Annotated in this window: 17 protein-coding genes; 7 read left to right on the top strand and 10 right to left on the bottom strand. The window is 71.3% G+C overall.

From position 1 onward, the window contains the following. The first annotated feature begins 39 nt into the window (after nt 1-39). The 3 genes from ACFC1F_RS34250 to ACFC1F_RS34240 all read left to right on the top strand — a co-directional run bounded on the left by ACFC1F_RS34250 (nt 40) and on the right by ACFC1F_RS34240 (nt 6,835). Nucleotides 40-3,108, top strand: a complete 3,069-nt coding sequence (locus ACFC1F_RS34250) for a polymorphic toxin-type HINT domain-containing protein (protein WP_376164285.1) — start codon at nt 40-42, stop codon at nt 3,106-3,108. Nucleotides 3,109-3,121: 13 nt separating this feature from the next. Beyond that, nucleotides 3,122-3,466: a hypothetical protein gene (locus ACFC1F_RS34245; protein ID WP_376164283.1), complete on the top strand. Its 345-nt coding sequence runs from the start codon at nt 3,122-3,124 to the stop codon at nt 3,464-3,466. Between the two features lie 345 nt (nt 3,467-3,811). Next, nucleotides 3,812-6,835 carry a hypothetical protein gene (locus ACFC1F_RS34240; RefSeq protein ID WP_376164281.1) on the top strand — a complete coding sequence of 1,008 codons (3,024 nt, stop codon included), beginning with the start codon at nt 3,812-3,814 and terminating at the stop codon, nt 6,833-6,835. A gap of 295 nt (nt 6,836-7,130) precedes the next feature. Here ACFC1F_RS34240 and ACFC1F_RS34235 read toward each other — a convergent pair whose 3' ends face one another. The 6 genes from ACFC1F_RS34235 to ACFC1F_RS34210 form a co-directional block, all read right to left on the bottom strand. After that, the gene (locus ACFC1F_RS34235) at nt 7,131-7,502 is read right to left on the bottom strand and encodes a hypothetical protein (protein WP_376164279.1); all 372 of its coding nucleotides are present in this window, start codon (nt 7,500-7,502) and stop codon (nt 7,131-7,133) included. A 480-nt stretch (nt 7,503-7,982) separates the two neighbouring features. Next, nucleotides 7,983-9,827, bottom strand: coding sequence for a flavin monoamine oxidase family protein (locus ACFC1F_RS34230; RefSeq protein ID WP_376164277.1), 1,845 nt, complete (start codon nt 9,825-9,827; stop codon nt 7,983-7,985). 67 nt (nt 9,828-9,894) lie between these two features. Further along, nucleotides 9,895-10,218, bottom strand: coding sequence for a hypothetical protein (locus tag ACFC1F_RS34225; RefSeq protein ID WP_376164275.1), 324 nt, complete (start codon nt 10,216-10,218; stop codon nt 9,895-9,897). 418 nt (nt 10,219-10,636) lie between these two features. After that, nucleotides 10,637-11,098 carry a hypothetical protein gene (locus tag ACFC1F_RS34220; protein ID WP_376164273.1) on the bottom strand — a complete coding sequence of 154 codons (462 nt, stop codon included), beginning with the start codon at nt 11,096-11,098 and terminating at the stop codon, nt 10,637-10,639. Between the two features lie 559 nt (nt 11,099-11,657). Beyond that, a complete protein-coding gene (locus ACFC1F_RS34215) occupies nt 11,658-12,452 on the bottom strand; it encodes a hypothetical protein (RefSeq protein WP_376164271.1) in 795 nt (264 codons plus the stop codon). Between the two features lie 679 nt (nt 12,453-13,131). Next, a complete protein-coding gene (locus ACFC1F_RS34210) occupies nt 13,132-13,686 on the bottom strand; it encodes an RICIN domain-containing protein (RefSeq protein ID WP_376164269.1) in 555 nt (184 codons plus the stop codon). A 790-nt stretch (nt 13,687-14,476) separates the two neighbouring features. Between ACFC1F_RS34210 and ACFC1F_RS34205 the strand changes: the two genes are divergently transcribed. Next, the gene (locus tag ACFC1F_RS34205; RefSeq protein WP_376164267.1) at nt 14,477-15,841 is read left to right on the top strand and encodes an erythromycin esterase family protein; all 1,365 of its coding nucleotides are present in this window, start codon (nt 14,477-14,479) and stop codon (nt 15,839-15,841) included. A gap of 520 nt (nt 15,842-16,361) precedes the next feature. Here the strand turns inward: ACFC1F_RS34205 and ACFC1F_RS34200 are convergent. Next, entirely contained in the window at nt 16,362-17,114 is a 753-nt protein-coding gene (locus ACFC1F_RS34200) for an SDR family NAD(P)-dependent oxidoreductase (RefSeq protein WP_376164265.1), read from the bottom strand. A gap of 90 nt (nt 17,115-17,204) precedes the next feature. Between ACFC1F_RS34200 and ACFC1F_RS34195 the strand changes: the two genes are divergently transcribed. Next, nucleotides 17,205-17,615, top strand: a complete 411-nt coding sequence (locus tag ACFC1F_RS34195) for a winged helix-turn-helix transcriptional regulator (protein ID WP_376164263.1) — start codon at nt 17,205-17,207, stop codon at nt 17,613-17,615. 156 nt (nt 17,616-17,771) lie between these two features. Here the strand turns inward: ACFC1F_RS34195 and ACFC1F_RS34190 are convergent, their stop codons facing one another. Continuing rightward, on the bottom strand, nt 17,772-18,626 hold the full coding sequence (locus tag ACFC1F_RS34190; protein WP_376164262.1) for an alpha/beta fold hydrolase: 855 nt from the start codon (nt 18,624-18,626) through the stop codon (nt 17,772-17,774). A gap of 304 nt (nt 18,627-18,930) precedes the next feature. On the opposite strand from ACFC1F_RS34190, the gene ACFC1F_RS34185 reads away from it, so the two are divergent. Next, nucleotides 18,931-19,314: a hypothetical protein gene (locus ACFC1F_RS34185; RefSeq protein ID WP_376164260.1), complete on the top strand. Its 384-nt coding sequence runs from the start codon at nt 18,931-18,933 to the stop codon at nt 19,312-19,314. 145 nt (nt 19,315-19,459) lie between these two features. Here ACFC1F_RS34185 and ACFC1F_RS34180 read toward each other — a convergent pair whose 3' ends face one another. After that, nucleotides 19,460-20,713, bottom strand: a complete 1,254-nt coding sequence (locus ACFC1F_RS34180; protein WP_376164258.1) for a SpoIIE family protein phosphatase — start codon at nt 20,711-20,713, stop codon at nt 19,460-19,462. Nucleotides 20,714-21,077: 364 nt separating this feature from the next. Continuing rightward, nucleotides 21,078-21,797, bottom strand: a complete 720-nt coding sequence (locus ACFC1F_RS34175; RefSeq protein ID WP_376164256.1) for a helix-turn-helix domain-containing protein — start codon at nt 21,795-21,797, stop codon at nt 21,078-21,080. 556 nt (nt 21,798-22,353) lie between these two features. Between ACFC1F_RS34175 and ACFC1F_RS34170 the strand changes: the two genes are divergently transcribed. After that, nucleotides 22,354-22,491: a hypothetical protein gene (locus ACFC1F_RS34170; protein ID WP_209417508.1), complete on the top strand. Its 138-nt coding sequence runs from the start codon at nt 22,354-22,356 to the stop codon at nt 22,489-22,491. Nucleotides 22,492-22,522: the final 31 nt, after the last annotated feature.

Here is a 22,522-nt window from a genome sequence, read left to right as displayed (position 1 = left end):
AGCACCACTGGTCCGTCGACCGCCTGACCCCGACCGCCAGTGCCACCCGGGCCGACCGCGCCACCCCGACCGAGGGCGCCACCCGGGCCCGCAGGAACCTGGGCCAACACCGCCCAGGCCGCGGCCACCGCAGCCAGCGCCGCCGCCGACTCCGCCGCGAACTCCGCCGAACAGGCCCACAAGATCGCCGACGTCGCCCGCGCCAGCGACACCGAGCGCCTCACCGCCCAGCAGGCCGCCGAGATGGCCGCCGCCGAGGAAGCCTCCCGACAGGCCGACCAGAAGGCCAAGACCGCCGCCTGGGAATCCGGCAAGGCCACCCAGCTCGCCACCGACACCGAACAGCTGATCAAGGACGCCACCGCCGCCGGCACCGACCCCAAGACCGCAGCACTCAAGGGCCGCCAGGCAGCCCTGCACCTCATGGACTCCGCCGGCCCCTGGACCAAGGCCGCCGCCCAGAGCGCCCTGGAAGGCGACGACGACACCGTCCGGGCCTTCCTGACCACCGACCTGACCACCGCCCGCAGCTACGACGACCGCACCAGCGCCCTGGCCATCGCCCAGGGGCCCGGCAAACTCGAGCTGCGCCTGGCCGCGGAGACCGCCAGCGTCGGCACGCCGGAGCAGGTCCGCGCGTTCCTGACCACCGGCCAGTACCCGGGCAAGGACGACGACGACCGCGTCCAGCTGTCCCAGATCATGGCCGCGGGCGGCCCGGGCGTGAAGGAGGCCGCCGGCAAGGCGCTCGACGGCACCATCGACGACGTCCGCGCGTTCCTGACCACCGGCCAGTACAAGGCCCGCCAGGACGACAACCGCGTCCTGGTCACCCAGGCGATAGCGACCGGCGGCCCCGAAGTCCAGGCAGCGGCCCAGGCCGTCATGTCCGGCCCCGCCGACCGCCTCGAACCGTTCCTGCAATCGGGCCTGCCCACGGCCCAGCAGCGCGACGCGCTGACCGCCACCCATGTGGCCACCATTGCCTCCTACCTGGCCACCATCGACGGCCAGGTCGCCCTCGCCCGCCAGTACGCGGCCGACGCCGCCCAGTCCTACGCCACCGCCCGCGGGGCCGCCGACGAAGCCGCCGGCTACGCCAACCAGGCCCGTACCAGCGCCAACACCGCCGCCGACTGGGCCGCCAAGGCCGCAGCCTCCGCGCAGGCCGCCCAGGCCTCGGCCCAGCAGGCCGCCCAGTACGCCAAGCAGGCCCAGGCCTCCGCCGCCTCCGCCACCGACGCCGCCAGCCGCGCCACGGCCTCGGCTGCCGCGGCCGCCGGTTATGCGGCCCAGGCCAGCAAGTTCGCGGCCGACGCCAAGACGGCCGCCGACCAGGCGAAGGCCTCGGCAGCCGCCGCTGCCAAGAGCCGGGACGAAGCGTATGCGGCCGCCCGGGAGGCCGCACAGCTGATCATGTCGAAGCAGCAGACGGAGGATGTCACCCGCCAGGCCGTCGCCTCCGGGACAGCCACAGACAACGGAGGCGAGCGCGCCTACTACGTCGAGGTCGTCGAACGGCCCGGCTTCCAGAAGAAGGTCATATCCGACAACCTCGAGCGGTGCGATCACGGAACCATGGGAGTGACGGACAGACTCGTCTACGGCGACGGCAACTGGCACAAGAACGATGCGGGAGTGCTGGTCTGCGACGTCACGACCACCGCCCAGTTCACCGGCACCGTCGACTACCTCATGCGGACCTGCCCCGAGACCGGCCTGACGATCGAACAGTGCAGGGGCAAGTACAGCGTCTGGGACACCATCGTGATCAGCAGCACGACCCTGGAGCGCAAGACGGTCACGGCCACCGTCCAGGTGACTCGTGAGCAGTTCTTCGCCAGTGGTGCTGCCCCGGTCTGCTTCCTCGAAGTCTGCTACAGCGGCGCCGGCGCCGGGTTCCTGGCCAACGTCCTGTACGGCGACGCCATCGAATGCATCAACCACCCCGGTGCCACGGAGGCCTGTGCGTTCGCTCTGGCGAACCTCCTCCCCGCCGCCACCGTCCTCAAGGGCGCGAAGGCCGTAGCGGCATTCCGCATCGCCACCGCCACGGGCATCGGCGTCGCCGAAGCGACAGCCGCACTCAACGCCGCACTCGGGGCAACGAACCAGGCCCTTGTCAAGGGCCTCACCGCCACAGCCGGACTCGTCGCCAAGGCCCGCGAGAGCATCAGGACCGGCGTCGACATGGAAGCCGCCCTCAAGGCCCTGCGGGACGACCCCAACGCCGGACACGGCCTAATCGAACTCCTGGAGGACGAAGCCCAGCTCGCGAAGGCCATCCGCGCCGCCTGCCCGGACACCCCGCTCCCGGCCAACAGCTTCCCCGCAGGCACCCGGGTCCTCATGGGCGACGGCACCACCCGCCCCATCGAGACCATCGGCGTCGGTGACCTCGTCGCCGCGGCGGACCCCGTCACCGGAGTCAGCGGACCGCGGGCGGTGACCGACACCATCTACACCCCCGACGACCGCGACTTCACCGAACTGACGATCCGACACGGCGACGGCAGCTCAAGCGCGGTCACCTCGACCGACCACCACCCGTTCTGGCTGGACTCCGCCCAGGCCTGGACCGACGCGGCAGCAGTGCGCGCGGGCGACACGCTGCGCACCGACGACGGCGCCACCGTTCAGGTCGCCTCGATCCGGCACTGGACGGGCCTCGAGCCCGCCTACAACCTCACCGTCAAGGGCCTTCACACCTACTTCGTGCTGGCCGGGACGGTGCCGCTGCTGGTCCACAACACAGGCTGCAAGAAGATCGCTCTCGGACTCAGCAAGCCGTTCGGCGAGGACTTCGGGCTGACCGAGTTCGCCATGAGGCACGAGGCGGTCGAGTGGCAGATGCTGGACGACCCGACGAAGTTCGAGAAGATGGTCCGGGAAGCTCTCGACCCGGCGAGCGACACCCAGATCTTCTTCAACCTGGCGGACATTGAGGATGCCAAGGCCTGGGCCGCCACCGTAGGCGACCTCTCCAACCCGTACGCGTCCCACCTGACGGCCTGGGAGCTCGCCATGATCAGGGAGGCACCCCCGTCCGTCAGGGCGCGCGTCCACTGGTATAACGGCGCGAAGCCTGGCAAGGACCCGTTCAAGTGAGGAGGTCGCTGACGTGAAGGCATCCAGGGTGGCCCTGCCGCTCCGGTTCGACCGCAGGTTCCAGCTCTGGTCGTACCGGCACTCACACAGCTATCTGGTCCTGCGGGGCTGGTCGGACGACTACCAGGAGTACACGGACCTGGAGTTCGGCGGGGTGCTCGGGATGAAGACGGTCTCCAGCTATCCGGTGCTCTCTCTCACGGAGGCCGGCCCGGACGAGGAGATCGACGGATACCCGGAGATCCCGGAGCGGCATGCCGACAAGGTCATGAAGTTCCGGATCTCGGACGGCACGCACGACGGGTTCGTCGTCTGCCGGACCTTCGTGCTACGGCACGGCATGGTGGCGGAGGAGTGACCGCCACATGAGCCCAGGCCCGGGCCCGGATCTTCCTGGCCCGGGCCTCAGCGCTTCCCGACGCTCCGTCCCGGCAGGAGGCCGTGGCCGACCTGTCGGTGGGTCAGCGCCGTGCCGTACGAGACCCCGTGGACGACCGGACACGAGGCCCGCGCTCCGGGGGACGAGCCGGGAGATGGAGGATGCAGGGGCGGCGTTGTCCGGCTCGGCGCGGTCGTTCGTATCCACCCTCTATGATCCCGCTCGGGGGGAAGGTCGCTGGGCTGGTACGACACCGCTGTGTCCGCTCTCCCTTCGGCGAGCGTGCCCGCGCCGCCGATTCGACGACCGGGAGACGGCTACTCGGTGATACTCACTCAACGCCTGGGCCGCGGGCTGCTCGCCGGCGCCTCCGCGCTCGCGCTGGCACTGCTGCCAACCGGCCTCCCACCCACCACGGCGGCTGCCGTACCGGCCGCCGCACCAGCGGGTGACGGGTCCGGGCCGACGCCGGCGGACCTCAGCACCACGCGCGCCTTCTCGGACACCTTCCGGCTGGACCCGGCCCTGGACACCGACCCGCTGTACGGGCTGAACGTCGGGCTCGACGCCCGGCAGTCGCCCCCGGCCGGGCAGCACGGGATTTCCTACTCCCGGGTCTCCGGCCGCTGGGACACCTCGGTCGCGCCCGACCAGTGGTTCGTTCAGACCAGTCATCCGAACCACCCCAACAAGCTGCTGTTCGCCAAGGGCGTCTCCGCGGTGATGCTCGGGGCGCCGGCAGTCGCGGACGGCACCGGCCACTACACCGTCTCGACGGTGATCGACCCGGTCGTCGGTGACACCGCCGCCGGCGACTGGGGCTCGATCGTGCTGAGCCGCAGCCACCGCAGCAACGGGTACGTCACCGGCAGCGACGTCGACCTCGGCCTGACCGTCACCTCGGGCGGCAGGCTCGCGCTCTTCCACGGTGGCAGCGGCGAAACCCCCTTCTGGACCGGCACGGTGGCGCCCACGGCGCAGTACGCCGTCTCGCTCACCGTCTCCACCGGCGCCGACCACGCCGTCACCCTGACGGTGAACGGCACCCCGTTCACCGTCTCCGCTCCGGCCGCGGTGACCCGCTGGCCGGGCAGCGAGTTCCTCTACCTCGGCGCCTACCTCTCCGGCCCGGACCGCGTCACCACCTTCGGCGACGGCGACGGCCACGGCCTGAACGTCAGCAACGTGGACACCGGTGCCACCCGCAGCGCCAAGCCGCTCGTCGACACCTTCGACGGCGCGCCCAACGCCACGGCCGACTTCGGCCTCAACCAGGACCTCAGCGCCCGCCAGCCGAGCCTGGTCTCCGCCAACTACACCGCCGTATCGGGCGTCAAGGGCCTGGCCCTCGACCCGCCGGCGGGCTCGGTGCAGGTCAACAGCCCGGCCAACCCGAACGTGCTCTCGTTCCCCAAGGGCACCTCGGCCGTCCGCCTGAACAAGCCGGCCACCTCGGACGTCCCGACCGGCGCCTACACGGTGCACGCCGTTCTGACCCCGCTGGTCGGCAGCACCTCGGGCCAGGACTGGGCCTCCCTCGCCGTCGGCAACGCCTCGGGCGGCACGGGCGCCGTGGATGCCGAGGACATCGCGCTCGGCCTGCGCGTCCAGGCCGACGGCGGGTTGGCGCTCTTCCAGGGCGGCGCGCCGACCGCCCTGGCCGCTGTCCCGCCGGCCGGCTCCTACGAGGTGTCGCTCGCGCTGGCGACCGGCGACAGGCGGCAGGCGACCGTGAAGGTCAACGGCGCGACGGTGTTCTCCGGTCGCACCGCCGCCGAGCTGCCCCGCGACGGCTACGTCTCGCTCGGTGCCCACCACTCGGCGGCCGGCCAGGTCACCACGGTGGACGACCTGCGGGTCTCCATGCTGGGCGGGCTCGGCTACTACGGGTTCTTCGACATCCGGGACCCGGACGGGTCGAACAACGGTGCCAACCACGCGCCTGAGGTGGCGCGGTGGACCAACGTCAACACCTACCTGCGCGGCCAGGACCGCCGCCTGGAGTTCCTTGACCAGTGCCTGCCGGCCTCCTGTGTGATCGACCTCAACCAGGAGACGGTGGTCCCGCGCTCGTCGAGTGACTGGGGGGTCAACCCGAACCCGAACGCCGCGCAGAACCTGCTCGACCTGGTGCAGCGCATCGGACCGAACATCGACAAGATCGCCGCCGTCGACCTGACGGACGAGGCCTACTCGCACGGCCTGAGCCCCGTGCAGGTCCAGACGCAGGCCGAGCAGATCAGGGCCGCGTTCCCGGACAAGATGCTGATCATGAGCCTCGACCACTGGAACGCCGAGCAGACCGCGCCGGTCCCGTCCACCGTCGACATCGTCGGCTTCGACTACTACTGCGTGGGCCGCGGTGAGATCCAGTGGCGGCTGGCGAACCTGAAGACCTTCCTCTCCTCGCCGGACCAGCACCTGATGCTCTTCCCGGAGTCCACCAACGAGCAGGACGTCGCCGACGGCTGCTTCTCCGGCAAGACCGATGCGGACATCGCGGCGTACAACGCGGAGTACCGCGCGATCGCCACGCAGGACCCCCGAGTCGTCTACCTGCAGAACTTCCGCTGGCTCGGCCCGGACCAGCCCGACAAGGTGCCGCTGACCGTCGCGGCCCAGAAGAGCATCGGCGAGGCCGTGGTCAACGCCACGCCCACGCCGGCGCCCGCCTCGGCGGGCGTGTACCGGTCCTCGGACGGCAGCTTCGGCCAGGCCGCCCACAACGGCTGGTACACCGGGCAGACCGTGTTCGGCGGTGGCGGCAACGCCGTCCCGCTGACGGGCCACTGGAGCGGGCCGGGCACCGACACCATCGGCGTCTACCACCCCGACACCGCGACCTTCCAGCTGTCGAACGACAACGCCACCGTGGCCGCCACCTTCCCGTTCGGGGTCCCCGGTGACATCCCGCTGGTCGGCGACTGGAGCGGGCAGGGGCGGACCACGGTCGGTGTCTACCGGCCCGGTGACCAGACCTTCTACCTCTCCGACGACAACTCCAGCGTCAAGTACCGGATCAAGCTGGGCAACGCGGGCTGGAAGCCGCTGGTCGGCGACTGGGACGGCAACGGCACCACCACCGTCGCCGTCTACGACCCGCAGACCCTGATCTTCTACCTGAACGACTCCAACCGGACGGAGAACCCGCGCCCGGGCGTCAGGTTCGGCAACCCCGGCGACATCCCGATCAAGGGCGACTGGGACGGCACCGGCAAGGAGACCATCGGCGTCTACCGGCCCGGTGACCAGACCTTCTACGGGGCCGCCGAGAACTCCAACCTGGTGATCTACAGCAAGAAGTTCGGCAACCCGGGCGACGTCCCGTTGGTGGGGAACTGGGGCTGACACCCCGCTCGGAGGAAAGCCGGGCTGACGCACCGTCCGACAGGGCGCCCTCCCGACCGCTCCGTGCGACCGGGAGGGCGCACGTCCGCTCACCGGGCCACCCGCAGTGCTTGGGGTGGACGGTCGGTGCCGTGGTGCGCCCTTGAGTGGCGGGCGGCGGGGAGGGTTCTTCGGCTGCGGCCGTTCTGGCAAGAGATCCTGGGCTATCCCCGGTGGCGAGAGCGCCACCTCGCTCCTACCGATCGGCGTAGGCAGTGACGGCGGGCCAACCGCTGCCGGTCGTTGACCTGCCGGCCTACCTCTCGGTGTGGACCGCCCGCGACGGAGTGTTGTGGTCCCGGCGCCGGGCGACCATGCGCCGGGCCAGCGGGTACGCCGGCAGCGCGACTGCGCCACCCAGCGCGCCGAACAGGAGCGGGGCATTCCACCAGGGCACCAGATCGACGGAGCGGCCGTCCGGCCAGCGGCAGACGTGCGAGGGCGGGAAGAGCGACTCCTCGATCCGGATGTCCTTGTGTTCGGGTCCCCGGTACTCCACCGGGTCCCACCCGTAGAGCTCGGTGACACAGGCCCGGGTCGGCCGTGTCTCGAAGCCGGACATCATGCCGAGCAGCCAGACCACACCCGCCGCCAGCAGGCAGAGCACTACGCCCGCCGTCCTCGCCATGCCCGTCCCCCGTCGATCGTCCGTTGGTGCCGGACCCAGAGACGATCATGAAGCCGGGTTCGGTTCCCGCTTCCTGCAGGCCCGCCCGCCGCGGGTGCGCGCAGTCGTGTCGGCGGGCGTCGGCCAGCTCGGCTCGTTCCCGTGGGTACCCTGTCGTCCTCGGCCGTCGCGGCGCGTTTTCACAGGTCGGGGCGTACGTTCGGAGAACCGGAGAATGCGACGATCCCTTCTGTCCGTCCCTGTGCCCTGTGCCCTGGGTGCGGGTGGTGGGCGGTGCGGGTGTGGGTGACTGTCCGGCCGTGCCCTGCGGGGGCGCGGGGTGCGCCCCCGCAGGGCACAGACCCGGCCGGGACGGGCCACGTACGTCCGTGGCTCTGGCCTGTTGACCCGCCCGGCTCCGGTCCCCTTCTCGTTGCGGAAGGCGGCCGGGCTGCGCCCGCGGGGATGCCGCCCCGTCCGGCCCGAGGCGGGCAGGGCGGTTCAGCGGGGATGGACCTCCAGGAAGGCCCGGACGGCGGATTCAAGGGCGCCTTCGATCCAGGCGGGTTTGAGGCTGGTGTGTTCGCCGGCGAAGTGGACCCGGCCCTCGATCGTCCGGGAGGCGGGGTGCAGCTCGTGGAGCTGGCCGGGGGTGAACATCACGGCCTCGCCCAGTGCGTAGCGGGCGCGGGCCCAGGACTGGGTGGCGCCCACCCCGGTGAATTCGGCGCGAACCTGGGGTCCGAAGAGGCGTTCCATGTCGTTCAGGGCGAAGGCGTAGCGTTCGCCAGGGGTGAGGGAGTCCCAGCGGGCGGCGTCGTCGGACCAGGTGTAGGCGGCGAGGACGACGCCGCCGGGCGAGCCTTCGGGGCTGTGGGAGGGGAAGTAGGTGAAGCGGCTGGGGCTGTCGGAGACGCAGCCGCCGCCGGTGAAGCCGTTCGGTCCGTTCTCCCAGAAGCGGGTCTTGAACTCCAGGAGGACCTTGGTCGCGGAGTCGTAGTGGAGTTCGTTGACGGCGCGCCGCTTCTGGTAGGACATCAGCGGCTGGACGTCGCAGAAGCGTAGGGCGCTGAAGGGGATGGTGACGATCGCGTAGTCGCCCTCGAAGACCTCGGTGGGGGCGGTGGGCGCGCCGTCGCAAGACTCCTCGTCGCCGCTCTCGGCGGTCGTCTCGATGCGCACCCCGGTGCCGGTCTGCGTGAGGCGGGTCATCCGGCGGCCCAGGCGCAGGTCGCCCTTGAGGGGGGCGGCCATGGCCTTGGTGAGGGTGTCGGTGCCGCCTTCCAGCTCCCAGTACCGATTGGTGGGGCTGATCACCGAATGGTCGATCAGGGTGGGCACCAGGGAGTAGTGCAGCCGGGAGGTCATGTTCTCCAGGGTTCCGGCTGCCTGGAGGGTGGGGAGGTCCCAGCCGGCTTCCTCGGTGAGGTAGCGGTGGGTGGAGTAGCCGTCGTACTTCCGGAAGATGTCGGCCCAGGCGTCGAGTTGACCGGTGATCGGGCCGTCGGGGACGGTGACCTTCTCGAAGGCCCTGGTGACGGCGGTCGCCGTGGTGCTGTCCAGGGCGGTGCCGAAGGTGCTGTTGACGGCCCGTGGAGACCGGCCGTAGTCGGAGCGGGTGCTCTGGGTGCCGTTGACGGAGATCCTGGTGCGGAAGTTGGCCGTCGGCGCCAGGAACGGGGCGTGCCCGGGCCTGATGTCGCCGTTGCTCCAGATCTCGCCCGTGAAGGAGCGGTAGGAGACCGGCGGGACGTCACCGGAGGCGGTCGCACCCGGGGTGACGTCGGCGTTGTAGAAGAGCCGCCGCTTCAGGCCGAGCTTGTCCGCCAACGCCAGGACCAGCGGATGGAAGTCCGGTAGGCGCATCGCGCCGGCCTCGGCGTGCAGCGCCTTGTCCGCGAAGATCCCGCGGAACGTCTTGATGCGTCCGCCGACCCGGCTCCCGTTCGCCTCGATCACCACCACCTCGTGGCCGGCCTGCTTCAGCAGTTGGGCGGCGGCCATACCCGCGACCCCGGCTCCGACGATCAGCACCTTCTTGCGCGGCGCCCGGGCCGGCAGCCTCCCGTCGATAAGAATCTTCAGGTACTCCAGCTTCAGATCGCGCTGCTCGTCGTCGCCGACCAGGAGCATCTTGCGCGCCAGGTCACGGGCCTGGCCCTCGTCTGCGCCGCCATTGCCCGCCCCGGAGTCCTCGGATGCTCCGGCCGACGACCTGCCGACCAGGCCGGCGGCTCCCGTCAGCGTGGTGGCGGCGGCCGCAGAACCGAGCACTGCGCGCCGCGAGAGGCCGGGGCGGCGCCCCGGGCCGGGGCCGGGGGCGGGCTGACTGGTGGGCAGATCCACGGGAACTCCAGGACATCGGGACGGGCAGCCGGACAACACCTGAGGAAACTCCCAGGCCCGGCGCGGGTCACGACACCCTGACCAAGATCACCCGAACGTGGCCGGGCGCACCGACGGCGACTGCGTCGGCGCCGGCCCAAGTGGCTGCCGCGGTTCGGCGTCGGCGGGCCGCCCTGGTCGACGCGGCCCGGGGTGTCCCGGAGGCCCGGGCGGAGACGGTCGCGGGGGCCGATGTCGACGAGCTGGTCGCGGGGTCTTCGTAGACGGGGGCGCCGGGGGCCAGCAGCGTGGCCAGGGCGTGGCGCCGGCGGGCGTCGGTCTGCTTGTCGGTGGAGTGGCGCAGGTGGATCCGGTCGGCCATGAGCGCCTGGGCCTCCTTCAGTCGGGACACCGCGGCGGTGCCTTGAGGGCCGGGCCGTGCGGGCCAGAACAGCCCCCGGTACCGGGGCCCGGACGCGGTTCCTGCTCAAGGGCGCCAAGGGCTCCACCAAGAAGCGAGCCCAGGACCTCGGCGTCTCCCAGCGCACCGTGCAGCGCCGGCTCAAGGGCCAGGGCACCCCCAAGCCCGCCGCCGCGAAGGCCATCGAGGCCAAGATTCGTGGCCGCCTGGCAGCCGCGGGTGAGCCGTACTTCCCGTGGACGCGACCGCTGGTCCTCGGGCACGCTGCCGAGACTAGTGATTCGCCGACCTCGAAGGGGTCTTCGGTCCGGACCACCCCAGCACCACCGCCCTCCGGGGCCGGCGCGCGATCACACTCGATCTCGACTTCGGGTCCCCGCTCTGAGCGAGGCGACCCTAGGGGCGCAGGTCAACGCCTCAGCAGGACAGTGGGCTTGTCGGCGGCCATCAGTACGTACGGGTTGTCGGGGGCGGTGTGCACGTCGTTGACCCAGCCGTTGTAGAAGGCCGTACCCGCCTCCGCGCTCCGGCCCGAGCGGACCTCGAACGACGCGAACGCCCAGACGTGCGAGCAGACCATGACGAACTCCTGCGCGGTGACGTCTCGAAGAGCGGCAACGGCGGCCGTGGACCATCGCCGATCAAGGCCGACGAGGTTCTCGCCGATGAAGGCCCGCAGATCGCCGTGGGACATCCGGTGCTGCTTGAAGACCCGGTAGGAGAACTGCCCCTTCACGGACTGAGAGTTGAACGGGGAGGGCACCCACATCCAGCTCCAGCCGGGTCCGGAGGGCCCCGTGAGGGATTCCGGGTAGTCGTGGTCGGAAACGGTGTAGTTCGTCGTGTTGTCCGGGGCGTTCAGCCTGAGCACGAGTCTCACCTGCCTTCGCTGTCGGTGAGCCACGCAACGGAGACACGCCACTCTTGTGCGCAACTCGTCATCGGGTGACAGGCTATCTGGAATGAGTCGCCTCGGTACCAGATTCGGGGCGGCTCTGCATGACATCCGCGGCGACGGCGGAGAGATCGGCGGACGTTGTCTGTGCGGGATCTAACCGCCGCCCCGTTCGGCGGGATGTCCACGGTGAAGGCAATGTTGCACTCCGGCATCGACGAGCGTGTCCCTCACCCGCTTGATCACGTTGTGTTCGGCCCGGTTGCCCGGCCGCCGCTCGCTGTTCGCCGACCTGGTGCTGCGCGACGCCGGGCACCGACCTGCCGCTGCTGCTGGTGGAGGTCGACCGGGAGAACGAGAGCACCGGCACTCTGGTCGACAAGCTCACCGCCTACCACACCTGGTGCGGGCTGCCCGCCAAGGGCGCGCGGCATCCTCACCGAACCCGAACCCGGCCTGTTCACCCTGACCAAGCAGACACCGAGCGCCCCGGAGGCCAACTCAAGCTGAAATCGGGCAAAGACCAACAGACCTCTCACACCTCGGCGGCTACGGCGAAGCCGTCCGATGCGTCGGCCGGTCGGCCGCGCTCCCAGACGCTGTCGAATTCCGTCCGGAAGTGTTGGAACCACTCGCCGTCGCGGTACGGGAGAACGGTGAAGACGGCGTCCCCGCTGGCCGAGCCGTGTGAGTAGATGTCGACGTGGATGCGGCCATCGGGCCGTTGCGGGTCGAGCAGGACGAGTCCGAAGGCCGGGACGAAGTCGAGGAAGCGCACCTCTACCCTGGCCTCCGCGCCCGGCGTCTCGGCGAGTTCGCGGAGCAGGTCGACGGAGGAGAGCAGCCGGTTGCGGTACATCCCGGCCCGGTCGGGGATGGTGCTGCGACGCGCCGCCTCCTCGGGGGCCGAACCGGCCGGGTCGATCAGCGCCACCTTGACCACGGCGCCGGCGACGGCCCTGCGTTGGAGTTCGTCGACCAGGTCGCGCAGCGTGCGTGAAAGCGTCACCCCGACGATCCGGATGTCCTGTGCAGCACGCACATGCTCCAGGAGGTCTGCTTTGCCCTTGCCGAGGAAGTCCTCGACGGAGAGATCGCCCTTGCTGCGGGCGCGTACCTCGGCGGTCAGTTCCGCCACCTGCCTGCGGCTGCCGAGCATGCCGCCTGCCAGCAGGGCGAGCGTTGCCAGCGTGGCGGCGGCCAGTACTTCGCCTCCGACCGTGCCGAGGACCCCGAGGACGGCCAGCACCAGGGACAGCAGTGCCGTCGTGTAGATCTCCAGGTTCGCCCCTGCCAGTAGATCCGCACGCAGTCGCCGAAGAAAACGCATGAGGACCATCGTTGATCCCCCCTGATGGCGTGTCAATGGTGATCCTCACTGGCTCGGCGCCATCCCGTCGCGGCGAACGCGGGCCTGCCCCGGTCACGGCCTGAGGTCGGCTCGGCGGGGTGCTTCGCCGGTGCCTCCGGAGCGGACGCGCTGCTGCGTGGGCTGCCCGCGTCGGCGGCCGGCGGCGACCACCCCGCCTGCCCACTGGCTGTTCAGCGCGCTGCCCGCCCCCGGGCAATGGTGTGGGGGCGGGCAGCCCGGTCAGCCTACGGGCTGCTTCGCCGGGTGCTTCTGGCACCGGCTGCTGGTGACGGAGCCTCGCTCCGGCCGCTCCCGTCCGGCCGTGCCCCGGGCCGGTGCTGCTCGGTCGGGGCCGGCCTTCCGCTGGTGGGGCCAGGCCGGCACGTACCCGCTGACGGCGGTCAGTGTGTCCGGCATCTGCAGGAGTGTCAGCTGCGCGTCGGGCAGCACGGGGTGGCGCAGGCCCGCGTGGGGTGGTGGTGTCGGTGGATCAGCCATTCGTCGAGGGGGTCCTGCCGCCCGGGGACGCCGTAGCAGGCGTGCGCCCGCCAAACGGAGCGGCCACCAGGATCAGCACGCCGCTGAACAACCCCAAGCGCGGGGCCAGTTGAATGCCAAGGAGAGCACGCCCGAGACGCCCCGGCGCCCCCAGCCCCGGTCACAGCCAGACGTGGTCCCCGAAGAACCCGCAGGTGTACTGGATGGCCGGTGCGGTGTTCGCAGTGCTGCCGTCCAGGATCGCCAGGCACTTCTTGCTGTTCCAGTTGACCAGGGAGTCACCACTGATGACCCGGCCGTCCTCCATGAACTCCACCCCGGAGGTGGTCCAGTACTGGTCGGGGTACAGGCCGCACGGGAACTGGGTGATCGGTGCGAAGTCGTCCTTCCGGGCCGCGTCCACCGACAGGCACATGTGGCTGTTCTTGTTCTCGATGCTGTACCACGGCACACCCTCGGCCGTTCCCCGGTAGGTGAGGCTCCAGAAGTGATCCGACCAGCCTCCGCAAGTGAACTGGTTGAGCTGCACGGCGGGTTCCCGACTGCCGCCGGGCACCGCGAGGCAGAGGCCCGAGCGGGCGTTCACCAGGTGGCCGTAGGAACCGACCGGCTGCTCCTTGCTCGGGACGTCGAACGCACTGGCCGGGGTGGAGCTGAGGGTCAGTAAAAGGCCGATGACGGTGCCGGCGACTGCGAAGGAACGCACTCGGCTCATGGCATCTCCAATGACTCTGGTGAATCCACTGACTGGTTGCGGCGCCGTGCCATGGGAGTGGGCGAAGCAGCCCGGGAGGCGGACCCGGTACAGATGGTCCCGGGCCGAACAAGCCCGCGCATAGACCAGTACCGGCCGACGTCAACCGGCTGACATCGACCGGCCGACATCGACGGGCCGCGCCGGGTGAGCACACCGACGGCGCCGCCAGCCACACGAACCCCACCACACCCACACCGGAGCGCCCACCGGCCACTCACCAACCGGTGCCCGTCGACCAGTAGAACCAGCCGGGCTCCCGGCAACCCCACCAGAACTCAAGCCCTACGGCGTCACCTGCACCGCACCCAGGTGGAACGGCGAACACTTCGTCGCCTCAGATGTCCCCGCCCGAGGTCGAGCCTTCTGGAACTGCCCGCTGTCATGGAGACGCTGGTCGACGCTGGCCATGCCTGTTGGGAGCGGGCCGGTGCGATGCCGTTCGCAGGCCGCTCTTGACTCCGCAGTCCGGGCTTACTCAACGCGGCCTGAGCGCCAAGTTCTTGATGTGAAGAAGGTCCGGCAAGGACCTCGCCCAAGAGGGCCTGGTCGTCCGCACCACCTGGCATGAGCCCGACCGCCCGAACTGGGCCCGGCGGTGACCATCGGCACGCGAAGTGGCAGGACCACTGCGTCTTCCGGAGGGGGGTTAGCCCCCGGAAGAGTTCGGTGGCTGCCCTCAGCGCGGGCAGCGGGATCACGGGAAAGGATCTTCTTACGTTGTCATACGCAAGTTGAGGGGCAAGAACGCATGGCTAAGTACCCCAAGCGCATCATTCGGCGAGGACTGCTGGTGACGGCGGTGGCCGTGGCGGGGGCGGTCCTCGCCCCGATGGCAGTCCAGACGGCCGCCGCCGACACGGTCCGCACGGCCGGCGGGATGCAGGATCCGGTACGGGCGTTGGAGCGGGCGGCCCACCCGCTGCGTACGACCGAGCCCGGCGGGAACACGGCCGACCTGCGAGCCCTGTCCGTGATGATCGGCGATGCGAAGGTGGTCGGCCTCGGCGAGGCCACCCACGGCTCGCATGAGTTCTTCACCATGAAGGAGCGGGTCTTCCGCCACCTTGTCGAGGAGAAGGGCTTCACCACCTTCGCCCTGGAGCTGAGCTGGTCCGCGGGACTCCAGATCGACGACTACGTCCAGACCGGCGCGGGCGGTGACGCCCGCAGTGTCGCCAAGCAGACCCTCGTCGACTCGCCCTGGGACCGCGAGGAGTTCGTGAGCGTCATCGAGTGGATGCGCGACTACAACCGCCACCACCCCGACCGCCCCGTGCACTTCATGGGCGACGACATCGGCGCCCCCTCGTTGAACGACGCGTTCTTCGGACGGGTGACCGGCTACGTGCAGAAGAACCACCCCGAGATACTGCCGCAGCTCAACGACCTCTACACCGGCCTGCGGCCCATCGACAACGTCTTCGCCTATCTGGGCAAGCCGCTCGCGGAACGGCAGCAGCTCGCAGCCAAGGCGCAGCAGGCCCTGGAGCTGGTCAGCAGCACGAAGGGCTCCGGCGGCGACGCGTTCGACTGGGTCGAGCAGAACGCCCGTTCAATCGCCCAGACCGCCAGGTTCCTCACCATCGACCCGAACGACCCCACGTCGCTGCCCGACTTCGAGCTGTTCCGGGACGAGGTGATGGCCCAGAACGTAGCCTGGTGGCGGAAGCACACCGGCGACAAGATCCTGGTGTCGGCGCAGAACAACCACGTCGGCTACGTCTCCGACAACCCTGAGCTGTACTCCAAGACGCAGGGGTCGTTCCTGCGCGACACCATGGGCAAGGACTACCTGCCCATCGGCTTCACCTTCAACCAGGGCTCCTTCCTGTCGAAGGACGCCGCACTCGGCGGGGACTGGAAGAAGTTCACCGTGGGCGCCGCCGGGCCCGGCAGGAACGAGCGCACCCTCGACCAGGTCGGTTACCGAGACTTCTACCTCGATGTCCGCAAGGCGCCGGCCGCCGCGCGCGCCTGGTTGAACGTCGCCCGACCCACGCTCAACATCGGCACGCAGTTCCCCGAGGAGCCCTGCGCCACCGCGATCGCCCAGTCCTTCGACGTCCTCATCCATCTCCACGAGGTCCGGGAGGCCGACAAACTGAAGCCGTGACGACGCTGCCGCGCGACCACGTCCTCGCCGTGCTGCGCCTGGTCCACGCGAAGTCGTAGCAGGGGCGGCCGTCTCGATGCACGAAGCTGCGGCCGCCGAGGGGGAGCGGGGCTGCCGGCCGTTCTTGCGGGCGGCGGACCTGGCCCAGTAGCCCATGGATGTGGTCCCGCTCGCGACGACGGGGCTCCGTGCGCGTGAAGCGGTCCCCGATTCTCAGGAGCAGATTCCCAAGCCCCTGATCCCGCAGGTTCGTTGGTGCATCCTCGATCACATCGGCGTACTGCCCGAGCGCCCACAACAGATGCGGGCGCGGTCACCCGATGGTGGGACGGTCCGGCAAAGACCGTCCCACCACCCTCCTCCACACCACTGCACTCCCCACACTCGGGCCCATCCATCAGCTGCGCGAGCCACGCCGCGCCGGCCGCACGCACCCCCCCGCGCACGTTCACCGATCAGGCCGCGGGGGCCTGCCGACTGCCAGGCATGCGGCGGAGCCCGCAGCCGAACGGAGGGGGCGTCAGCGCATGCCGCCGGAAGCGAGGATGACATCCCCGGTGATCCAGCGGGCATCGTCGGAAGCCAGGAAGGCCACCAGCGGGCCGTAGTCGGCCGGGGTGCCCGTACGGCCCAGCGGGGTGCCGGCGATCGCCTGTGCCTCCTGAGCGGAGCCGGGGAATCCCATGGCCCTGGTGCCCTCGGTGTCCGACGGTCCGGGCATGATCGCGTTGACCCGGATGCCGCGCGGGCCCAGTTCCTTGGCCGCAACGATGGTGAACGCGTTGACTGCGCTCTTGGACGCGACGTAGAGCGAGGCGTACGTCGGGTGGGTGAGCGTTCCGGCCGTCGAGACGTTGATGATCGACGCGGCGCCGATGTCGTCCTGCGCGGCCAGGGCCTGCGTGGTGAGGATCGTGCCCAGCAGGTTCGTGGTCATCTCGCGCTGGAACTCCTCCTCGGTGATGCCCGACAGCGGCGCGAAGGCGGCGACGGCCGCGTTGTTCACGAGCACGTCGACCGGTCCGTACTCCTCGCGCGCGCGATCGAACAGATGGCGCACGTCGTGGCGGCGGGCCACGTCCGCCCGGACCGCGACCGCCCGGCCACCGTTGGCGGTGATACCCGCGACGACCCGCTCGGCGCCCTTCGCGTCCTCCCGGTAGTTCACCACGACGGCTGCGCCGGTCCCGGCCAGCGCCTCGGCGATCCCCGCACCGAGGCCCTTTGACGCGCCCGTGACGATCGCCGTACGTGCGTTGCTGCTCCTGCTCACAGTGACTCCTCGAACGTTGGTGCTTACGGAAGTCACCGTAGGAAAGCCCATTACTCCTTGGAAGTACCTACTTTTTTGTAAGCTCATACCGTGATCGAAACTCAGCAGGTCGCGACGGCCGCCCGGCTCCTGGCCCACGACACCTTCGACAACAAGTGCGCGCTCAGGCCGATCATGGACCAGGCGACAAGCCGCTGGGCGACACTGATCATCTCGGCCCTCATAGCCGGCCCGCACCGCTTCGCGCAGCTGCACCAACGAGTTGGTGGCATCAGCCAGAAGATGCTGTCGCAGAACCTCAAGGCACTGGCCCGGGCCGGGCTCGTCGACCGTCATGTCGCGCCCACCAACCCGCCCCAGGTCACCTACAGCCTGACGGAACTCGGTGTCAGCCTGGCCGGGCCGCTGACCGACCTCATCCAGTGGTTCGGCCGGCACGGAGACGAGCTCCTCGCCGCCCAGGAGCACTACGACAGCCGGCAGGCGTCACCGCGCGCGTAACGGGCCGCTCCCGTGGGTCGGTTCGGCGGAGTCTTGCGGCAGCACCAGCCGCCCATGCCAGAGCGCAGAATTCACGCCCCACCAGCTCCACGGCGCGGGCGAGGATGGCGTCCCGCTCTGTGGTGCAGGTGATCACGGCCAGGTCCGTAGCACTCCCTAGAGCGCGAGCATCGCCGCGGCGACCTCGTCGGCGGCCGTGTCGGGGATCGCGGTCGCGGCCTGTTCGAGCACCAGCAGCCGGGCACCGGGGATCTCGCGCGCGAGCGCCTCGCCGTTGCCGACCGGGAAGAACCGGTTGTGACGACCGTGCACCACGAGCGCGGGCATCGTGACCTCGGGCAGGCGCTCACGCCACCGCGGCTTGCAGTCGAGCCTGGAGAACATCATGCCCAGCTGGTTGGCCGTCTGGACCGCGGGCTCCGTGCCCGGCGTGCGGTCGAAGACGCGCTCGGCGGTCGTGCGTGCGGCGGCGGGATCGTCGCCGAGGATCTCCGCTCTGGCGGCGGCGAACTCCGCCACGGCGGCGCGGTCCGACCAGTCGGGCGTCGGGAGCGCGAACCGTCGCTTCATGGACGCCTCGTCGTGGTCGGGCAGATCGTCGTCAACCGGGCCCGGGGCGACGGGCCGCGTCCCGGCGAGGGTGAGCGCCGAGAACGCGTCCGGATGGTCGAGCGCCGCGACCTGGGCGACCATCCCGCCGACGCCGATGCCCGCCAGGTGCGCCGGCCGGTCGGCGAGTCCGCGGGCGAGCGCGGCCGCGTCGGCGGCGAGGTCCCGGAGCGTGTACGCGGGCGCCTCGGGGTCGACGGTCGTCGACGCGCCGGAGTCGCGCAGGTCGTAGCGCACGACGTGACGTCCGCCGCGCGCGAGCGACTCACAGAGCACGTCGGGCCACGACAGCATGGTCGTGCCGCCCGCGAGCAGCACGAGGGGCGCCGCCGCATCGCCGAAGTGCTCGACCCCGAGCGTGACGCCCTCGGGCGTGCGGAACGAACGGACCGTCGAGTGCATCGTCAACCTCCAGGGCAGGTGCGTGACCGTCGCCACGCTACCCCGCGTCGGTGACACCGCCCCGCGTCCCGCGCTGCACCCTCAACCGCGAAGAGCCGGAAAGGATGCAGGAGGGCCGATGCCGGTCCTACCCTCCCGATCAGGAGACTCGCGGGACCGGACCGGCATCCTGAGTACGGCATCGCAGGGGTCAAGCAACAGGCGGACGTCGGACGGGGAAGAGTGAGCGGCGTCCCGGGCCCTCCCACCCGGGCCCGGGGAATTCGGGTGGCGGTGGCGCCGGACGACTTGCCACCATGCCCGCATGGAGCGCAGAACACCGCAGGAGAAGAAGCGGCTGAGCTATCTCAAGGACCGGCGCAACGCCTATGGCGAGAACGACAAGAGCTCGCGCAAGAACGTGCCGCGTTCGCGCCGGGCCCGCCACCACCAGCTGCGCCGGGGTGAGCAGCTGGCGCTGCGGAAGCTCACCGTGTCCGGCGGGGCCGTTGACGAGTCGGAGGTGCGGTTCGGCCGTCCGGGCACCGGTTCCTGGCGCAAGTGGGCGGACTCCAGCCTCGCGGACGTCGTGATCCACCACCTGGAACGCCGGGTGGAACGTGGCGGGACGGACCCGGCGCCGGCCGCCGAGCGGATCGGGCGCATCCGGCGGCACGCACGCCGTCCCGGAGGCGCGTCGGTCAGGTGATCACCCCCGAGCAGCCCGGCCGGCCCCGGCCCCGACCCCGGCCCCGGTCCCGCGCGCCGGTCCGGGTTCCGGCCCCGGTCCCACTCGCGGGCCCCGGCCCGAGGTCCGGGACCGGGTCCCGGTCCCGGACGAGGTGCCGTGCCGCTCAGAGCCGGAGGACGACGAGCGCGGTGTCGTCGCGGCCGTTGCCGCCGGTTGCTCCCAGGTCGGCGAGGACGGCGTCGGCGATCTGCTCGGGGGTGAGGCGGCGGTGGCGGACGAGGCTGTCGGTGAGGCGGCGCAGTCCGGTGTCGATGTCCTCGCCGCGGCGTTCGATCAGGCCGTCCGTGTAGAGCGTGAGGATGCTGCCCGGGGTGTAGGCGGCGACGGCCTCGGGACGGGCCGGCGGTTCGGAGAGGGTGCCGAGGGGCGGGTCGGTGGCGGCGTCGAGGGCGTGGGCGGTGCCGTCGGGGTGAACGAGGATCGGCGGCGGATGGCCGGCGCTGCTGTAGCTGACGGTGAGGCGGGTGCGGTCGACGAGGGTCTGGGCGGCGGTGGTCGTCATGGCGCCGTCGATGGTGGCGGCGTACTGGTCCAGGGTCTCCAGTGCGCGGGCGGGACTCCGGGTGGCGCGGACGGCGGCACTGAGGGCGGCATGGAGCTGGCCCATGACGCCGGCGGCCTCCAGCCCGTGGCCGACGACGTCACCGACGGCGACGGCGGTCAGGTCCGGGGTCAGGTCGTGCAGGTCGTACCAGTCGCCGCAGACGTTCAGGCTGCCGGTGGCGGGGCGGTAGCGGACGGCCGCGGTGGTGCGGAGGGCTTCGGGGATGGTGGGGAGCATGGCCTGCTGGAGGGTGAGCGCGACCCGGCGTTCGCGGGCGTGGGCCGCGCGCAACTGCTGGTTGAGCTCCTGGAGTTCCTCGGCGCGGGTGAGCAGGTCGGCGGCCATCTGTTCCTCGTGCGTGAGCGCCTGGCCGGGCCTCTCCCAGGGGTGGTGGGACTTGAGCTGGCGGACCAGCGCGGTGACCTCCTCGACGCGGTGGACGATGAGGGTGACCTGGCCTTCCGGGCCGATCACGGGGGAGTTGACGGGGCTCCAGTAGCGCTCCTCGAACACGCCGGGGCGGTCCGGGTTCTCGACGTCGTACTTCTGCAGGGCCATGCTGTCGCGCAGGCCGGTGGCCAGGACGCGCTCCAGGGAGGCACGCAGGTTGCGGGTGCCGCTGGCTCCGGGGTCGGCGGGGTTGTCGGGGAAGACCTCGAAGACGTTGCGGCCGATCAGCTCCTCGCGGCTGCGGCCGGACACCTTCAGGTACGCCTCGTTGGCGTCGGCCATGACCAGACCGCGGGTCATGACCAGTATGGGGCTGGGGACGGCCTGGAACACCGCCGTGTAATCGATATCGGGTCCCGACATGCCGCTTCCTGATCGCATCCGACTGATCACTGCGAGTGCCGACAATCTACGCGGACGGGAGGCCGGGGACGCCGACCGGCCGACGGGGTGCCCGGTGTGTCGCCGACGGCCCGTACGAGGGGGAACGCAGGAGGCGGTGGGCCACGCGCCGCGGCGACGAGGCCGTGAAGGCGACGACGGCGGCCCGGATGCGCACCACCGTCCCCGCCGACGCCCTTGGCCCCGCCGACGCCCTTGGCCCCGCCGACGCCCTTGGCCCCGGCTACCGCGAGGGGCAGGGCCACCGAGAGGGGCAGCGCCACCGTGACGGGCCGGGCCTGCCGAGCAGTCCGGCGCCGTCCGGGGGCGGCCGGCGTCGTCGGGGTCAGACGGGGTCGGCCGGCGGAGTGCCGGTGGGTCGGAGGATCCGGCCGCTGATCCCGGTGGGCCGGATGCGGACCCAGGTGTCGCGCTCGCCGCCGGCCCACGGATCGGGGTCGGCGTCCGGCCCGATCCGGTGCACCGCGTCCTGGTCGGAGACCACCGAGGCGGTGCCGCTGACCAGCACGCTCCAGCCGGTGGCGAACACCTCGTCGAGCCGGTCGACCTCGAAGCCGACCTGCTCGCCGGCCACGTCGGCGAGCAGGCCACCGGCGGCGGTGCGGTAGAGGACGGCGGCGTCGAGCACCCGGTAGTTGACGGGCAGCGCGACCGGGCCTTGCGGCGTCGTCAGCACCACGCGGCCGACGCCGCCCGGCGCGAGCCTGGCCCAGCAGTCTTCGGGGTCCAGTACCTCCAGCGTCGCCCGGACGTCCGCCCGGGCCTGCCCGGGCGGTACGTCGTGGCCGCCGCCGAGCAGGTCGTCGACCGTCGTGTCGAGCGCGTCGGCGAGCCGGGTGAGCGCGCCGGCGCCGAGGGGCGAGGTGCTGGTCTCCGCGAACTCGACGAATCCAGGGTCCATGCCGCCCCTCGCCGCCGCCTCTGCGCGCGTGAGCCCCAGTTCCCGGCGGCGGTGCGTGATCCGGCGGCCGAGGTCGCCGGGGTCGCCGGGGTCGCCGGGGTCGGCCGGTCGGTGGTGCGCCCGGTCGCTGTCGGTGTCCCTCATCGGTGCCTCCGTGGGCCCGGCCCGGCCGGCGCCGTCGCCGGCTCTTCGCAGAGCCTCGGCCTCCCTCATCGTCTGCCGCGAAGGTGCCGGCCGAGGAGGGCCGGTCGGGCCCGGGCAGCAGGCCGGTGGGCCCCGAGTACGGCGGCGCACGCCGGGAGGGAGCCCAAGGTTCCGGCCGGGCGGTGGGCCGACCGGCCCCACACCCGGGGGCCGGTCGGCACCGGGGAGAGAGAGCCCTGTCTTCCCCCTGGCCGTGGCCGGCGTGGCCCTGGCCGCGTCGCCGCCGGCCCGGTCAGGCGGGTCCGGTAGCCGGCCCGGATCAGGCTGACTCGGGAGGCCGGCGTCCCCGACCGGGCCGCCACGGTCCGGCCGCGGGGCGGCCGGGGGCAGCCAGGGCTGCGACGGGCGACCGGGGCGGCCGACTGCCTCCTGCGAGCGCACCTTGACGCATGCTCAAGAAATGCTCAGATCCGGCGAGTTGGCTTCCCAGCGGTCCTAGGCTGCCGGTACGGGGCGTGCCGGTCGTGTCCGGGCGTCCGGAGCCGAGGGGGAGCAGATGAAGAGAATCACCGGACTGCTGTTGTCGATCGTGTACCTCATCCGGCCGGATGCGAGGCCGAGCGAACGCCCGTACTCGCCGGACTGTGACAACTACCGGCAGGGCGCCGGCTCGTTCCCCGCCGGCCTGCTCTGAGCTTTCGGAGCCGCAGCCCCCCGCGCCGTCC

The sequence above is a fragment of the Kitasatospora sp. NPDC056181 genome (assembly GCF_042266225.1).
Classification (GTDB): domain Bacteria; phylum Actinomycetota; class Actinomycetes; order Streptomycetales; family Streptomycetaceae; genus Kitasatospora.
Note: the sequence above shows the minus strand (reverse complement) of the source record. Positions and strands in the feature narration are given on the sequence as shown.

Bases quoted from the DNA above. Each gene is read 5' to 3' on its own strand.
- ACFC1F_RS34235 (WP_376164279.1), bottom strand. From the start codon at position 7,502: ATGGCGAGGACGGCGGGCGTAGTGCTCTGCCTGCTGGCGGCGGGTGTG.
- ACFC1F_RS34215 (WP_376164271.1), bottom strand. From the start codon at position 12,452: ATGCGTTTTCTTCGGCGACTGCGTGCGGATCTACTGGCAGGGGCGAAC.
- ACFC1F_RS34210 (WP_376164269.1), bottom strand. From the start codon at position 13,686: ATGAGCCGAGTGCGTTCCTTCGCAGTCGCCGGCACCGTCATCGGCCTT.
- ACFC1F_RS34205 (WP_376164267.1), top strand. From the start codon at position 14,477: ATGGCTAAGTACCCCAAGCGCATCATTCGGCGAGGACTGCTGGTGACG.
- ACFC1F_RS34190 (WP_376164262.1), bottom strand. From the start codon at position 18,626: ATGCACTCGACGGTCCGTTCGTTCCGCACGCCCGAGGGCGTCACGCTC.
- ACFC1F_RS34185 (WP_376164260.1), top strand. From the start codon at position 18,931: ATGGAGCGCAGAACACCGCAGGAGAAGAAGCGGCTGAGCTATCTCAAG.
- ACFC1F_RS34180 (WP_376164258.1), bottom strand. From the start codon at position 20,713: ATGTCGGGACCCGATATCGATTACACGGCGGTGTTCCAGGCCGTCCCC.
- ACFC1F_RS34175 (WP_376164256.1), bottom strand. From the start codon at position 21,797: ATGAGGGACACCGACAGCGACCGGGCGCACCACCGACCGGCCGACCCC.
- ACFC1F_RS34170 (WP_209417508.1), top strand. From the start codon at position 22,354: ATGAAGAGAATCACCGGACTGCTGTTGTCGATCGTGTACCTCATCCGG.